10 protein-coding genes are annotated in these 17,270 nt (G+C 40.1%); 6 read left to right on the top strand and 4 right to left on the bottom strand.

Annotation, left to right across the window (positions count from 1 at the left end; genetic code table 11):
• Positions 1-48: 48 nt before the first annotated feature.
• Positions 49-1,260 (bottom strand): TCR/Tet family MFS transporter, encoded by a 1,212-nt coding sequence (locus BM107_RS00050; RefSeq protein ID WP_090978853.1) that lies wholly within the window; start codon positions 1,258-1,260, stop codon positions 49-51.
• A 442-nt stretch (positions 1,261-1,702) separates the two neighbouring features.
• Between BM107_RS00050 and gyrA the strand changes: the two genes are divergently transcribed.
• From gyrA to BM107_RS00035, 3 genes are all read left to right on the top strand, one after another.
• Complete coding sequence (gyrA, locus tag BM107_RS00045) at positions 1,703-4,306, top strand: DNA gyrase subunit A (RefSeq protein WP_090978850.1); 2,604 nt, start codon at positions 1,703-1,705, stop codon at positions 4,304-4,306.
• A gap of 27 nt (positions 4,307-4,333) precedes the next feature.
• Positions 4,334-5,422, top strand: coding sequence for a tetratricopeptide repeat protein (locus BM107_RS00040; protein WP_090978847.1), 1,089 nt, complete (start codon positions 4,334-4,336; stop codon positions 5,420-5,422).
• A 97-nt stretch (positions 5,423-5,519) separates the two neighbouring features.
• Positions 5,520-6,665, top strand: coding sequence for a tetratricopeptide repeat protein (locus tag BM107_RS00035; RefSeq protein ID WP_090978842.1), 1,146 nt, complete (start codon positions 5,520-5,522; stop codon positions 6,663-6,665).
• Positions 6,666-6,775: 110 nt separating this feature from the next.
• Here the strand turns inward: BM107_RS00035 and BM107_RS00030 are convergent, their stop codons facing one another.
• Positions 6,776-11,584 carry a RecQ family ATP-dependent DNA helicase gene (locus BM107_RS00030; RefSeq protein ID WP_090978837.1) on the bottom strand — a complete coding sequence of 1,603 codons (4,809 nt, stop codon included), beginning with the start codon at positions 11,582-11,584 and terminating at the stop codon, positions 6,776-6,778.
• A gap of 138 nt (positions 11,585-11,722) precedes the next feature.
• On the opposite strand from BM107_RS00030, the gene BM107_RS00025 reads away from it, so the two are divergent.
• Complete coding sequence (locus BM107_RS00025) at positions 11,723-12,343, top strand: hypothetical protein (RefSeq protein WP_090978833.1); 621 nt, start codon at positions 11,723-11,725, stop codon at positions 12,341-12,343.
• Positions 12,344-12,373: 30 nt separating this feature from the next.
• Positions 12,374-13,108, top strand: coding sequence for an endonuclease V (locus tag BM107_RS00020; protein WP_244278679.1), 735 nt, complete (start codon positions 12,374-12,376; stop codon positions 13,106-13,108).
• Between the two features lie 96 nt (positions 13,109-13,204).
• Here the strand turns inward: BM107_RS00020 and hemF are convergent, their stop codons facing one another.
• The gene (hemF, locus tag BM107_RS00015; RefSeq protein ID WP_397237834.1) at positions 13,205-14,119 is read right to left on the bottom strand and encodes an oxygen-dependent coproporphyrinogen oxidase; all 915 of its coding nucleotides are present in this window, start codon (positions 14,117-14,119) and stop codon (positions 13,205-13,207) included.
• A gap of 112 nt (positions 14,120-14,231) precedes the next feature.
• The gene (locus BM107_RS00010) at positions 14,232-15,464 is read right to left on the bottom strand and encodes an MFS transporter (protein WP_090978830.1); all 1,233 of its coding nucleotides are present in this window, start codon (positions 15,462-15,464) and stop codon (positions 14,232-14,234) included.
• Positions 15,465-15,596: 132 nt separating this feature from the next.
• Between BM107_RS00010 and BM107_RS00005 the strand changes: the two genes are divergently transcribed.
• Entirely contained in the window at positions 15,597-17,123 is a 1,527-nt protein-coding gene (locus BM107_RS00005) for an IS1182 family transposase (protein WP_090978827.1), read from the top strand.
• The last annotated feature ends 147 nt before the right edge of the window (positions 17,124-17,270 follow it).

Here is a 17,270-nt window from a genome sequence, read left to right as displayed (position 1 = left end):
CTTCAGGAGATGACGACTTTTATTGTAGAGATACAGCCTCATTTGGAATTAATGATATTTCTTCAAACTTCTCAAACAAATAAACAACCCAATTAGCGTTAACACCGCGCTTAATATGAACGGTGCCCCGGGGAAATAAACCGGTGCTTTCCCTTCTATAAAATACGCAAATATATGTGTCATTACCCAGGGCGCAAATATGGCTGCCAAACTTTGTAAACCTGTTAAAACACCTTGCATTTCACCTTGCGCATTGGCAGGCACCTGATTAGAAATCAGTCCTTGCATGGCAGGTCCGCCAATTCCGGCCAAACCGTAAGGAAGCATAAACGCAAACATCATCCAGCCTTTAGATGCAAAAGCAAAGGCTACAAAGCCGATTACATATAAAATAAGACCGAAGTAAACTGCTTTCTTTTCTCCTATTTTTGGTAAAATTATCCTGATTAATCCACCCTGTACAATTCCGATAACTAACCCCACAAAGCCTAATGAATAACCCACCCATGCCGCATCCCAGTTAAATTTCTCCATGGTATAAAATGTCCAGTTGGATTGAACCGAATGACTGGAAAAATACAGCAAAAATAAGGTAGCCATTAAGCCTGCCAATGCCGGATATTTACCGATACTCCGTAATGAGCCAATGGGGTTGGCCCTTTTCCAGTCGAAAGCCCTGCGTTTCTCTACCGGCAAAGATTCAGGTAATATAAAATAACCATAAAGCCAGTTCACTAAGGACAAGCCTGCAGCGATCATAAATGGTACCCGGGTGCCGAAATGGCTAAAAATACCACCTAAAACGGGACCTAAAATAAAACCAACACCGAATGCAGCGCCAACCAGCCCAAAATTCTGTGCCCGTTTTTCGGGAGCTGAAACATCGGCAATGTATGCCTGGGCGGTAGTAAAACTGGCACCTGTGATACCTGCAATGATACGTCCTACGAACAACCATATAATGGAAGGAGCGAAGGCCAAAAAGATATAATCGATACCTAAACCAAACAAAGAGCTTAATAATACGGGTCTTCTTCCGTAACGATCGCTCAATGAACCGATAATTGGAGCGCTTATAAACTGTACTGATGCATAGGCCAGTGTAAGCCAGCCCCCGTATTCTGCGGCCAAACCGAAACCGCTGCCGGTCAAATCCTGTATAAGCTTCGGTAACACAGGGATAATGATCCCAAAACCTGTAAAATCAATCAGGAGGGTGACCATAATGAAACTCATTGCAGATTTCTTATTGTTTGCCATCTTTAAAAGGTTGAAAAACAAAAGTATCAGAATTACTTAAGAATGTAAATTTTAGTTCCAGAAAACTGAGCGGTCTAAATCAGCATATCATACACAATCACTGTTTATAAACCTGATATAGCGGATAGCCCACAGCGAGCTACGAGCGAGGACATGAAGTGGTAGCAGGACTGCAGACCGCCGCTAAAACAGCACCCTACATTTTCAAAAAAAGTCATCAATCCAAGCAGGCAAACCTGTCAGATTTCAAAACCTGACAGGTTTTAGATTAAAAACCCTTAAACTGGCCTTCAATAACTTAAAATCCGGCCGAGAGTAAAAAACCTATGGCAACGGTCAAAAATTTTCCACAATGCCTTAATCCGGCTAAATTTTGCTAAATTCGCAAGGTTATAATAACACCCTTTTTTAATATCGTTTCAAGTAGCGAGAATAATAATTTATGGCAGAAGATTTAGAGAATCAGCAGAACGACAAAATCATTCCAATTAACATAGAAGAGCAGATGAAATCGGCCTACATTGATTATTCAATGTCGGTTATCGTATCAAGGGCATTGCCTGATGTACGCGATGGATTAAAACCGGTACACCGCCGGGTTTTATATGGTATGCTTGATCTTGGTGTAACCAGCAATAAACCACATAAAAAATCTGCCCGTATTGTAGGGGAGGTTCTGGGTAAGTATCACCCACATGGTGATGCATCAGTATATTTTACCATGGTACGTATGGCTCAGGATTGGAGCTTGCGCTATCCTATGGTAGATGGTCAGGGAAACTTTGGCCACATTGACGGCGATTCTCCGGCGGCAATGCGTTATACGGAGGCGCGTTTTTCGAAAATCGCTGAAGAAATGCTTGCCGATATTAACAAAGATACGGTAGATTTCCAGTTAAACTTTGATGATACGCTACAAGAACCAACTGTTTTACCTGCAAAAATCCCTAACTTATTGGTTAACGGATCTTCTGGTATTGCCGTAGGTATGGCCACTAATATGGCACCACACAATTTAACAGAAGTAATTGATGGGGTGGTAAATTATATTGACAATAGAGATATTACCATAGAGGAATTAATGAAGTTTGTAAAAGCTCCTGATTTCCCTACCGGCGGTATCATTTATGGATATACCGGCGTTAAAGAAGCGTTCGAAACCGGCCGCGGACGTATTGTAATGCGTGCAAAAGCCGAAATAGAAAGCATTAAAGACCGCGAGGTGATTATTGTTACCGAAATTCCTTACCAGGTAAACAAAGCCCAGATGATTGAGCGTACTGCTGAATTGGTAGGCGAGAAAAAACTGGAGGGCATTGCCAACATTAAAGACGAATCGAACAAAGATGGTATCCGTATCGTGTACGAAATTAAACGCGATGCCAATGCCTCAATCGTTTTAAACAACCTATATAAATATACGGCCTTACAAACCTCTTTCAGCGTAAATAATATTGCATTGGTAAAGGGACGTCCACAGATGTTGAATCTTAAGGATTTGATTGTACATTTTGTGGATCACCGCCATGATGTAATCGTTCGCCGTACCAAATACGAGCTGGCTGAGGCTGAAAAACGGGCACATATTTTAGAGGGTTATTTAATTGCTTTGGATCATTTAGATGAAGTAATTAAATTAATCCGTGCTTCCGAAACACCAGATGAGGCCCGTTTAGGCCTGATGGAGAAATTCGGGCTGAGCGACCTTCAGGCACGTGCTATTCTTGATATGACTTTACGCCGTTTAACCGGACTAGAGCGTGATAAGATCAAAGAAGAATATGCCGAACTGATGAAAACCATCGAATATTTGAAATCTATCCTGGCAGATGAAGGTTTAAGGATGAAAATCATTAAAGACGAGCTGGAAGAAGTAAAACAGAAGTTTGGCGATGAGCGTAAAACCACCATCGTTCACTCGGCTGAAGATATGAGCATGGAAGATTTCATCGATGATGAAGAAGTGGTGATTACCATATCTCATGAAGGTTATGTTAAACGCACGCCGGCAAGCGAATTTAAAGCACAGGGCAGGGGCGGAAAAGGTTCTAAAGGCAGTACCTCAAGAAATGAAGACTTTATTGAGCACATGCTGGTGGCCACCAACCACAATTATATGTTATTCTTTACCGAAGCCGGAAGGTGTTTCTGGCTGAGGGTATACGAAATTCCGGAAGGTTCAAGAACCAGTAAGGGAAGAGCGATACAGAATATCATTAATATTCCGAAAGAAGAGAAAATCAAAGCTTATATCAAAGTTAAAAACCTTAAAGACCAGGAATATTTAGAGAACAATTTCATCATTATGTGTACTAAAAAAGGTACCATTAAGAAAACTTCTCTTGAAGCATATTCACGTCCGCGTGTCAATGGTATCAATGCCATTACCATTAACGAGGGCGATATCTTGTTAGAGGCTTGTTTAACCAATGGCGAAAGCGAAATTGTAATGGCATTGCGTTCAGGCAGGGCCATCCGTTTCAACGAAAAAACCGTTCGTCCGATGGGTAGAACCGCTACAGGTGTACGTGGTGTAAGGCTTGCGCACGATCAGGATGAAGTTGTTGGCATGATTGCTGTAAACAATCCTGAGGTTACGGTGTTAGTAGTATCAGAAAAAGGATATGGTAAACGTACCGATATTGAAGATTACCGTGTAACCAACCGTGGTGGTAAAGGGGTAAAAACGATTAACGTTACTGAAAAAACCGGACAATTGGTTTCTATAAAAGACGTTACTGATAGCGAAGATCTGATGATCATTAACCGCTCAGGAATTGTCATCAGAATTCCGGTTTCAGCATTGAGGGTAATGGGACGCGCCACACAAGGGGTTCGTTTAATCTCACTAAAAGGTGATGACGAGATTGCTTCAGTAACAAAAATCGACCATGAGGAAGATGAAGAAGAAACAGTAGATTTAACTGATGTGGTAGTTACAGACGGCGAAGAGCTGGAAGCGGATACTTCACCTGAAACTGATGATGCTGAGACTGAAGAAGAAGAGGGGGAATCAGATAACGAAGCGGAAGAAGAAGAAAATTAAACTAAAAATAAGATTAGCATAAAAATTATGAAAAAAGTATTTCTAAGTATAGTTTTAGCAGGTGCGGTAAGCGCTGCATTTGCTCAGAAAAGTGAAGTTAATGCCGCAAAAAACGATTGGAATTTGTTCCAGATCACCAATTCCAGTGCAACAACTCCACTAGCGAAGAAACTTGAAGCTTTGGCAAAAGGTTTAGCCCATACAGATAAAGCTATTGCTGATGAGAAATCTAAAGTAATGCCTGAAGCATGGTCATACCGTGCACTATTTGCTTCCTCTGCAGCAATTTTGGATTCTACCAGTGCTGCAAATGCTGATGCGAATTTAAAAATTGCCCAGGATGCAATTGTTGAAGCAAAGAAATTAGACACCAAGGGTAATGAAAAAGATAACATCAGCTTAGCAGAAACCAATGTTAGCAACGCTGTCAGAAATGCTGGTGTAATTGCCTATAATAAAAAAGATTACAAAACTGCTTACGAGAAATTTGTGGCTGCAACTGTGATTAACCCACAAGATACTGCGATGTATCTGAACGCTGGTATTGCAGCGAGAAATATAGAGGATTATCCGGCGATGATTACTCAGTTTAAAAAAGTGATCTCTTTAAATTCACCTCAATCTAAAGATTTATATTCTGAGATACTGAATGCTACTTTAAGTAAGCAAAAAGATACTACTGCCGCATTAGCGCTAATTAAGGAAGCTACTGCAAAATTTCCTGAAAATACTGACTGGATCAAAACTGAAACCCAGATTTATATTGATAGGGGTGACGCAGCAAAATCTGAGCAGATGTTAACAGCATTGGCTGCTAAGGAGCCAAACAATGCCAGTTATCAGGTTTTATTAGGTAATATCTATTTCAGTCAGGCATTAAAATTACAAGCCGACAGAAATAAGATCGACTCCAAAAAGGTGAAAGAATTTAACGAAGTAACGGGTAAAATGAATGCTTTGTTGGATAAATCTCTTCCGTTTTACAAAAAAGCTTTAGAAATTGATGCTAAAAATCAAGGGGCTTTGGAAACGTTGAAAACCATCTATGCTTTCAGAAACGATACTAAAAATTACGAAGATATCAAAAAACGTTTAGACGCTTTGCCTAAAGAATAATTCTGATACCGATCTAAAAAAAGAGCCCTGAAATTTCGGGGCTCTTTTTTTTATGTTTATTTTTATGGTTTATTACGGTTTACTACATATCTAGCTTATGCAAAATTGCTTTAAAATATCATTGATTGTCTTAATTTTCGTCTCTTTTAATGCCGTTGCCCAAAAAAGTCAGATCCTGATTGCCCGAAACGCTGTAGGTAAATTGCAGGCATCTATCGCCAATAAAGAAAATGAAAAAAAGCAATTGGCTATTATTAACGAAGGTTTAAAAGCTATTGAATCTGCAGAAAAAGATAATAAAACAAAAAAATGGGCGGAAACCTGGTCGATCAAATCTTATCTGATGTCTTTCGCGAGTTTAATAGATACTGATCCGAATAATGCCAATAAGTATTATGATAATGCGATTGATGCTGTTGCAAAGGCAAAATCGCTCGACCGATACGATGACAATTCAGGCCTGATTAAGGCTTCCAACCACAATATCCTGATCAAAAAACAAGAAAAGGGCAATGAGGCTTTTTTCAACAACGATTTTAAGGAGGCATTTGCAGATTTGAAGGATGTAGGCGATAATTTCCCTGCTGATACCACCTTGGCACTGAATACCGCCATTTGCGCCTTAAACATCCAGGCTTACGATGAAGCTTTAACTTATTTTAAACGTGCGAAAGAAAACGGAATCAAAAATCCATCAGTTTTTCAAAAAATGGCACAGATGTATGTTGTTAAATCGGAAACTGAAACCGCCATTAAAACACTTGAAGAAGGATTAGCACTTAATCCGTTTAACCGTTTTTTAACCAACGACTATATCAACCTGTTGCTGGATACCGAAAATTATAGTAAAGCACAGGGACTGATCGAAAGCAATTTAAAGGTAGAAAAAGGCAATAAGTTACTTTATTTCCTTTATGGATACCTGCAGCAGATTGGCGGCAATAACGCTACCGCAATTTTAGCATATGATAAAGCATTGTCTACCGATCAGAATTATTTTGACGCCTTGTACCAATTAAGTCTGGCCTATATCAATACTGCAAATGAAACGCTGCGTAAAAGCGACGCAGACAAAACCGAAAAATATAAAGGTTTAATTAACCGTGCCCAGTTTGCTTTGCAGCGCGCAAACGAAATTAATCCGAACGATAGAAAAACCGTGCAGTTGCTGATCGATATCTATAATAAAAAAGGAGCAACAAACAGAGTGCAGGAACTTAACCGCAGACTTCAGGAATTATAGAAGAGTTTGAAATTTAAGTCGATAGGGTACTATTGCAATATTTAACTTAACATAATATTAATTATAAGACAATATTATATTGCTTGTTATGGCGTATTCTTATTTAAACCTCAATCTTTTTTCAGCAATAATGATGGCAACACGATCTTTGATTCTTTTTGTTTCTCCTCGTCTTTCCAGTACACTATAAAATTTATTTTCGCAGCAGCTATTTTAAATCCCTGGTCAAAACGCTCCTGTAGAATGTTTTTGAATTTTTGTGAATATTTAACGATGAGTTCACCATGACCATTTTTTAATCCTTCATCTGACGGCTGCAGACGTAAACCGCTAAAGCTTGAATTAATGCGATTCTGTATATGTTCGAAATAACCAAGCTGTACATCTCTAAGCGTAAGATGCATGGTTATTTGTTGCGGCTCAGGGTATTGGTTATCATCTTTGGCATATATAAGTCCGTTTGCGACAAAATGCCGGAGATAACTGCCTTGATAGTATATATTAAGATTGGTTTTAGCTCTGGTAACGGCTACATAAAATTGTCGCTTATACTCATCATTAAGGGGTTTAAAATGCTGTAATAACAGATATAAATTGTCAAATTCTTTACCTTTGGCTTTATGGATCGTAGAAACATATACTACTACTGCATCAATATCCACGAAATCTTCTACTTTAGATTCAAAAAGAAAAGCTTTCCAGTCACTTTTATATTTTTTAGCATTATTCACCTCCTCAAACTTACGTATTGCAGAAATAGCAATGTTTTTCTGGGCACTGGTTTCAATATAACCCATTAAACGCCGACTGGCCTCACTCCATTCTTCATCTGCTACCAGTGGACTGTCTGAAAAGGCATTGATCATATCAGAGAAAAGGCGTAGTTCGTAAAGATTTTGCAAGTTAAAGCCATCGTTTGACTGTATTAGCTGAGCCTTTACTCCTTTTTGCAAAAGCAGGCCACAGAGTAACATGGCTTCTTCATTGGTATGTGTAAGCACACAGGTAGATCCGGAAAGTTCCGCTGCGCTTAAATTATCAACCAGGGAAACGATAATTGGGTTTTTGGCATACTCAATAATATGGATCAGTCCGTTTTGATGTTGGCTTGCAAAACAAGGTTCAGTTTTGAGCCTGCCGCTGATGGTTTCTGCCCACTGGCTGGCTAACGATACGATATTGTTTTTGCTACGGTAATTTAGCGTAAGCTCATATTTAACAGCATCTTTTTCAGTAATAAAGGCTTGCATGTTGGCGGCATCTGCCCCGCGAAAACCATAAATGTTCTGGTCATCATCGCCAACCAATATTACCCGCATATCTTCATTTTGCTGCATCAGGGCTTGTACCAGTTCATACTCTTCTTTATTCATGTCCTGAGCCTCATCCACCACCAATACGGATTTTGTAATCCTGAAAGGCTCCATCTCCCCAACCCTAATTTTGTCAACCGCCGCTTGGATAATATTTTCAGAAGCCGTAAGGCTTCCTACCCTGCCTAACAGATCAAAGCAGTACGAATGGAAAGTCTTGATTTCGGTATAATGGGCAGCATTACCAATGAGTTCCATCAACCGTTTCTTAAATTCTGTTGCCGCTACACGCGAGAATGTAAGCATTAACAATTGCTCATGTTTTACATCCTCAGCCATTAGTAAAGAGGCTAACTTATGTACCAATAACTTTGTTTTGCCACTTCCGGGTCCGGCAGCTACAACGATGTACTGGCTGCTTGTATCATTAATGATCTTTAGCTGTGTTGGTGAAAGCGCACCAAATAATTTCATAAATTTTGCAGGCGTAAGGCTGCGTTTTATTTCATCCTGCCTGCTGCCGGGAAAATATTTCGAGAGAAAAGAAGGATAGTTTAGTTTAAAATAATCGTCGACAAATTTTAGCGCTTCATTATAGTTGCGGATCATTTTCTGGGCGTATTCTCCAACAATATGGATCTGTTGCACTTTTTGCTGATAAAACAGTTTCAGTTTGTCGTAATCACTTTCTTTATATTGTATACGGTTGTTCTTTTCAATCCGCTCAATGGTGAGCTTATTATGTACAACCATGAACCCGCCTTCTATCTTTATGGCGCCTATGCGCGACAGGTAAAAAAGACTGTCTTCAATATCATCGATATCAGCTTGTAGAGAAAACATGCCTTGCTCCTTCTTTACCATCTCTTTAAGTTCCTGTACAGAAAATTCAATCAAGACCTCTTCTTCTTCATTGTTATCAGATTTAACAAGTGCCAATGCTTTTCTGTGCAGATATTCTGTAATCATCCTTGCAAGAAGATGCCGCTTTTCCTGCTTTCCGCTAAAGATTGCTTTATCCACCAGTAAAGCGATCTGCATATGGTTTTTCGTGTGTTCTAAATTGCGGCGATTGATCCATTTTTTTATCGCCCAGAAGTTAATGATCGTCTTTAACTGGTTAAGCGAACTATCTTTGATACCGGAATTAAAAAATACCTCAATGATTTCCTTTAAATAGTAAGCTCCTTCCCCGTTTTTTAATTGTGACAATAAGAGTTCTTCCTGTTTTCTAAAACTTTCTACAATGGCCAATGATCTGCTGGCAGACTCTGTCTTTTTAATAAAAGCTGTAAGGTCTTTGGTATGGGCCAGTATTTTTTCCTCGCGCATCAATTCAATTGCCCTAATTACATCTTCTTTGTACATACCCAATTGATCGGATATATAATCTACTCTCGACTCAGCAACCTCATCTGTTGATAATCTTTTGCTTTTGCTCGAAAAAAGTTTTTTAATAATCCGCACTGCCTGCTTCTGCTGGTCTTCGGAAAATTTTTCTGATGCATAAATCCGCTCTATTGCTTCTTGTGCATTTTTACTCAATATGCTGGTCGCAAAAACCCTAGGCATATTTTGTCCTCGCTTTAAATAACCGGCATCTTCCAATGCTGCAATAGCGGTGGTTACCCTGGTTTCAATCTCACTGATGCCATCGTCCCAGCCTGCTTTCCTTGCTATCTCAAGCGCTGAATTAGAAGCTTTATCCCTTGATCTGGTTAACTCCTTTATGGCTTTCCATATCTGGTTTATTTCCTTGCTGCTAATTTTGGTTTGGTTGAGTAGGATGAAATGTTTATCCAGGTCTTCTTCACTAAAAAGTACAAAACAATCGGCCTGTAGCTGCTCATCACGCCCTGCCCTACCGGCCTCCTGTACATAATTCTCCAGCGAGTCGGAAATGTCGTAATGGATAACGGCGCCAACATCACTTTTGTCTACCCCCATACCAAATGCAGAAGTGGCTACCATAATGTTGACTTCACCGCGCATAAAAGCATTTTGATTTTGAGACTTTTTGTCTTTTTCCATTTTGCCATGGTAGGCCTTGGCAACAAATCCATCTTTGGTTAGCTTATGGGCCAAATTCCTGGCCCTTTTTGTACGGGATACGTAAACAATTGTAGGACAATTCTTTTCCTCGATGATATCTCTAAGCTGATTATATTTTTCATCCTCATTATCCCGTTGATAAACACGGTAGTGTAAGTTTGTGCGTGATGCATCAGCCCTGAATACTTTTAAATCAAGTTGTAATTTCTCTTTAAAATAAGACCTGATATCTTCAATTACATTCTGCTTTGCTGTTGCCGTGAAGCACGACACCGGAATGGTATGATCAAGTCCTTTCTTTTGCTGCAGATTTTTGATAAAATCGCCAATATATAGGTAGTCTACCCGGAAATCCTGCCCCCAGGATGAGAAACAATGTGCTTCGTCGATCACAAATCTGGCAATCTTCCTTTTAAGTAGCAGCCTTTCGATAGTAATTGAACGAAGCGATTCAGGCGAAATGTAAAGTAAGCTTGCATAGCCATTTTCTATACGTTCTATCGCTTTGCCACGATCTATCGGATCTAACAGTCCGTTGATGGTAACTGCTTCTGTAATCCCTTTCTTTTCCAGGTTATCTACCTGATCTTTCATCAAAGATTGTAAGGGAGCAATTACTACGGTTAAGGCCTTTGCATTTTCGCCGCTCATTAATGCAGGTACCTGGAAGGTAATAGACTTACCACCACCCGTTGGAAATACTGCCAGAATAGATTCGCCCTGGATAGCAGCCCTAACGGCATCCTCTTGGAGCGGCTCATCGCCATACTTACGAAACCCGGAAAAACTAAAATGATTATTCAATGCCAATATCGGATCGTGGGCAAGTCTGCAATAATCACATCCACGCAAGCACGGATTGTTCCGCATCAGGAAAAGCAGGCGCTCTACATCTGGATAGTTTTTTAATACCCAGGGTGGTGTAATCGAAAAACGATCATCGCAATGGAGCAAAGCCAGCGTATAAGCCAAAGCAACAGGAGTTGTATCGATAAAATGATTAAGTTCAAATTCTTTGCAAACCTTACCTTGAAATAAAATACTGATATTAGTATTAAGCTGTTCTTTATTAACTGGTGCGGAATAATTAAAATATCTGAAGAAATTATCAAAACCGGTTTGATCATGCAACAGACCATACAAGATCAACTTAAAGCGCTCATCAAGCGTTTTAAAAGCCCTTAATTCATCGTAAAATAAGTCTTTTGCTTTTTTCGCATCGTTAAAAGGATTATTGCGCTCTTCGGTTTGAACTTTGTCGTCTTTTAACAAACGGTGATAAGGTAGTTTCGGAAACAATAAAGGCGATAATAACAAGGTATCAATAGCTTTATCGAAGCCCCATTCAGCATGACTAAAATACTTTTGCAGGTAAGCCAGATCATGTTTTACAATATTATGTCCACAAATAAAGTCGCACTTCCTGATAAAATCTACAAATTCTTCCGGGTGATTTTTATGAAAGCCCTGCCCATCTGACAACACACAGCCAATATCAAGCAATTGTTTGTCCGAGGCATTTAGCTCTATATCAAAGAAGGCTATATTGTTCATTTTCAGGTTTAATTCTGTTACATATTCCTAAAATAGTTAAAGTAATGAAATTTAATACTACTTTAATAGTTATTACACATTTATTTAAGCTTTTTAAAAAATAAAATCTATACGCCGTTAATTAACTACATTTAAATTATGGATCAATTAGATTTACATTTGTTTTGGGAATTATTGCCACTAAAAGGCTTAGGACCTATACAGTTTCTCTCGGAGAAAACAGATGTACAGTTATATGATAAAATCTTGGGTAAAATCATAGCAGAAGAACACGAGAACCTGGAAAAACGGAAACAGGATTTACAGGATACAGTAAAACAATTCAGCCAATTTTTTAGTAAAGAAGATTTAAAAATCGCAATTGAAGCATTAGAGGAAACTATTGGCAATGAGCGGGACGATATTTCCACCACATTCTGGGGATCAGGAATATCTCTGGAGTACAAAGCAGATCAGCTGGTGGAAATTTTTGCCGATGACCGCGCAAAACTGCTCCATTTTCAGGATATACCAATTTTTAGCGCTGAGCCAATTCATTTGATCGGCGAAATCAGTAAACAATTAAATGAAATTCCTCTGATCAAAGATGAGGAAGTTGTTTTTCCGAAGCACCATCTTTTCCTATTTTCCTTTTTAAGCGAACAGGTAGATGGTCAATATTGTGAAGGATCAAAGAAAAACCGGTCAATAAGCTGGAGAAATTCGCCCAGAACGCACGCTGTTAATTTAGCTGATTATCAACCATTAAAATTGTTTTGAGTTCTTCCCAATTTCATTGTCTTTAGGTTAATGCAAACAATTATGGCCTCAACTTGTACTAAAATTATGTACGACCATTACAGCTTCGAGGAAGCTACCGCTTATCAGACCGAACTCGCCAAACAATTAAAGTTTCAGCAGCTCCAAAATATTGATACGATTGCCGGGGCTGATATTTCTTTTAATAAAAACAGCGATACAATGTATGCGGGAATTGTAATACTCACCTATCCGGATATGGTTTTGAGATCTTTCTCGTTAGCAACTTATGAAACCAGTTTCCCTTATAAGCCTGGTTTTTTAGGTTTTAAAGAAGTGCCTGCATTATTAAAAGTTTGGGAATTGATTAAAAATAAACCAGATGTTGTGGTATTGGATGGAAATGGAATTTTACACCCGAGGCGAATGGGCGTTGCTTCACATTTTGGGATTTTGGCCAATCAAGCAACTATAGGTTGTGCCAAGAGCCTTTTATATGGTGAAAACCATGTTCCTGAAAATAAAAAATTAAGCACTACAGAAATTATCAGTCATGGCGAAACCTTAGGTTTCGCTTTACGCACAAAGATCAAGTGTGCGACGGTTTACGTATCTGCCGGTCATTTAATTACCGCTGATCAAAGCCTGGAAATTGTAAAAAACTGCGTGGGGAATTACCGAATCCCTGAGCCAACACGTATGGCGCACAATATTGTAAATGATTTCAGAACCGGTAAACTGAAAGCTGGTTTCCATGAAGTATCGGCACCCTTAACGCTATTTTAGCTCAAAGCCAGGATGCTGAACTTGTTCAGCATCTTCTGCATGAAAGCCCCTGAAAAAATACAATAGTTATCGGATCAGGGTGACGACACGATCAACCTAAATCCAGTTAATCCCTTTTTTAAGCAATTGCAGCGTTTTGTATTCTTCTGAATCTACTGCTGGCTGCACATTGTAGCCCCAGTTGGCCTGTGGCGGTAAACTCATTAAAATCGATTCGATCCGACCGTTGGTTTCCAGTCCGAATTTGGTTCCGGAATCATATACCAAATTAAATTCTACGTAACGGCTACGGCGTTGGTATTGCCACTCTTTATGTGCTTCGGTAAATTCTTTGTCCCGATTGCGGTCAATTAATTCGGTATAAATCGGTAAAAATGTTTCACCAACGTTGATAGAGAAATCTAGAATCTGTTCCCATGACAGATTGGTGTTTTCAGGTTTTAAGCGATCGTAAAAAATACCTCCAATACCCCGTGTTTCTTCACGGTGTTTAATAAAGAAATAATCATCAGCATGTGTTTTAAATTTTGGATAAAATTCAGTGCTGAAATCGTCGCATGCCTGCTTCAATTTATGATGAAAGAAACGTGCATCGTTCTCGAAAACATAATGCGGGGTTAAATCGATACCACCACCAAACCAACGCGTTTCCTCATTGAGTTCAAAATAACGGATATTCATGTGAATGATCGGTACCAGTGGATGATTTGGATGGATTACGATAGAAACGCCTGTAGCAAAAAAATCATCCTCATTAACCTTGAAGGCTTTTTTTACCGCTTCCGGCAGCTTACCATGTACAGCAGAAAAATTCACGCCACCCTTTTCGATGATTGCGCCCTTTTGCATAATCCGGGTACGCCCGCCTCCCCCGCCATTTCTATCCCAGAGCTCTTCCTCAAATTTTCCTTTGCCATCTGCAATTTCCAGTCCCCTGCAAATTTCATCCTGTATTTGCTTATATCTTACTGCTACTTCTTCTTTGAACATGATGATTTTTTCTATTTCCATACAAATTTAAAGCTAATAAGGCAGCTATATTGATTTATGTTTATATAGTACATTGCGTTGACATTGCTTTTTAGCCAGAAGTCTTTCATCTCCGCTGTCCCGAATCCTGCGCCTATTGTTCCAGGTAATTAAGGTCTTTATTAAAGCTTTCTTTTAAATAGGCAACAGAAATCATGGCAATTACGGTTACAATCCCCATCACAATAAAACCAGCAGATACAATGTTGTAGCGATGCACAAAGAATTCGAAAACAAACGTGATCGGAATCAAAGCGCCACGCACAAAGTTGGGCGCTGTAGTGGTAACTGTTGAGCGGATGTTTGTACCAAACTGTTCGGCAGCAATGGTCACAAACGTTGCCCAATAACCAACTGCAAAACCCATAAAAAGGCAGATCAAGATAAAATTACTTTCTGTTAAACCAGTACTATTTAAGTAAACCAGGACGGTGATTACCGATAAACTTTGAAAAATAAGTACTGTTTTTTTACGCGATCTTAAAACCTGTGCTAAAACACCACAAACCACATCGCCAATGGCAATACCAAAATAGGTATACATAATGCCGGTTCCTGCATTCAAGGCATCCTTAGCGCCCAATGCTTTACCTATTTCTGGTGACTGGGTAACTAAAATTCCGACAATAAACCAGAGCGGAAGGCCCAGACAGATACAGGCCAGGTACTTTAAGAATCTTTTCCGATCAGAAAATAGCATAAAGAAATTACCTTTTGAAACCTGTTTATCCTGCTCAGCATGTTTAAACATACCCGATTCGAAAGTGCCTACACGCAAAAGCAATAACAGCAAGCCCATACCGCCACCTACAAAATAAGACGTTTGCCAGGTAAAATGCTTTCCGATGGTAGCTGCTGCCGCGGCGCCCAGTAAACCAATGCCAGCCACCACCATGGTACCGTAACCGCGTTTTTCTTTATCCATGGTTTCCGTAACAAGGGTAATGCCCGCACCCAATTCGCCCGCTAAGCCAATGCCTGCTATAAACCTGATCATGGCATAGGTATGCACATCAATTGCGAAGCCATTGGCTATATTTGCCAATGAATACATTAAAATTGATCCGAATAATACTTTGATCCGCCCGAATTTATCGCCTATTATTCCCCAAATTAAGCCTCCAAGCAACAGGCCAAACATCTGCATATTGATAACGTATTCCCCTTCGGTACGCATATGTGCTGCAGAAACCCCTATATCGGTAAAACTTTTTAAGCGCACTACCGAAAACAGAACGAGGTCGTAAATATCGACGAAATAGCCCAGAGCAGCTACAATAACTAAGAAAATTACATTACGGCTGTTGGTTTTAGCTTGATGATCCATTTAACTATTTGGTTTAATCGCTGAAAGTACGCATTAACACAAATATTTAAAATAGATTTCTAAAATAAAGAGGCTGTCTCAAAAGTGAGGCGGCCTCTTTTATTTTAGGATGATTTTGGTTATCTTAAAGGCATGGGAGGCAAAGTAGTCTTTAAGGAATATGATCCTGACCAGTTAACTTTTTTACCTTACAAACTGGAAGAATTGGTACCGTCAGCTCATCCGGTACGGATCGTTAAACAAGTGGTAGATGCGGTAGATGTTAAACCGATCAACCGCAAGTATAAAGGCGGAGGCGCGTCAAGCTTTCATCCGCGGTTAATGCTGAAGTTGGTGGTCTATGGTTATCTGACCAATACTTATTCTTCACGTAAACTGGAAGAACAAGCAGCGCAGAATGTACATTTCATGTGGCTTTTGGGCATGAAGAAGCCCGACCATAATACGATCAACCGCTTCCGCAGTGAAAAGCTATCAGGTATTTTAAAGCAGATTTTCTCCCAGATCGTTTTGTTATTACAGCAGGAAGGTATCGTATCGCTGAAAGAAGCGGTATTTACTGATGGTACCAAGATCGAGTCAGCGTCGAACAGGTACACCTTTGTATGGGGCAAAAGCATTAAGAAAAGCAGGGAGAAGATGAAAGCCCAGCTTGATGAGCTGTGGGGTTATGCGCAAAGCATTGCCGCAGAAGAACTGAAGGATACCGCACCGCTGGGATACAGCGAGATCAACCCGGAAAAAGTAAAGGAAACCATCGCAAAGATCAATGCGGCCTTAGAAGACAAGGAAGACGTTGACAAGAAGGTAAAGCAAAAGCTGAACTACGCGAAGAAGCACTGGCCGGAGAATTTGACCAGGTACAATGAACAGGAGAAGTTACTGGCAGGACGTAACAGTATGTCCAAGACCGACCCGGATGCCACTTTCATGCGGATGAAAGAAGACCATATGCTGAACGGTCAGCTTAAACCGGCTTATAACCTGCAGATCTCCACCCAGGAGCAGTTCATTCTCAATTATTCACTTCACCAAACCTCAACAGATTATGGAACCCTGCCGTCACACATTGCCGAATATGAAGCCCTGTACAATGAAAAACCGAAAGCCGTAGTTGCCGATGCCGGTTATGGCTCGGATGAGAACTATGGAATATTGCAACAAAAAGGCATAGAGGCTTACATCAAGTATAACACCTTTGATAAAGAGCAGAAAGAAGGTACCAAGGCCTTCAGTAATGACAGTTTGTACTACAATGAACAGGAGAACTACCTGGTTTGCCCGATGGGTCAGCGCATGCAGCACATCGGTGATGGTCACAGGGCCACTTCATCAGGGTTTGTGCAACTGACCAGCCGTTACCGGGCGCAGAACTGTAAAGGTTGTCCGATGCGGGGTGTTTGCCATGACGGGCAGGGTAACCGCATCGTCGAGATTAATCATAGCCTGCGCTTACACAAGCAGGCGGCCAAAGAAAGGTTAAATACAGAACAAGGCATCAAATACCGAAAGCGAAGAGCCGCTGATGTAGAACCGGTGTTCGCAAACCTGAAGCATAATCATGGCTTCAGGCGCTTTCTGCTGAAAGGAATATCCAAAACCGAGGTCGAAATAGGTTTGCTGTCCATCGCACACAACCTCAGAAAGTGGAAAGCCTGAGAAAAAAGGCTTTTTATCCCCAAAAAACAAGCGCCAAACAAGAACGCATCTCCAAATTAAGTCATTACGGTCCGGCTTGACTAATGGCCTATCTTAATCCCCTAAAACAAAAAACCGCCCCATAATTGACTTATGAGACGGCTTCTT

Origin of the sequence: Pedobacter suwonensis (assembly GCF_900111825.1) — a bacterium.
Lineage (GTDB): Bacteria > Bacteroidota > Bacteroidia > Sphingobacteriales > Sphingobacteriaceae > Pedobacter > Pedobacter suwonensis.
This window is presented reverse-complemented; position numbering and strand designations above follow the sequence as displayed.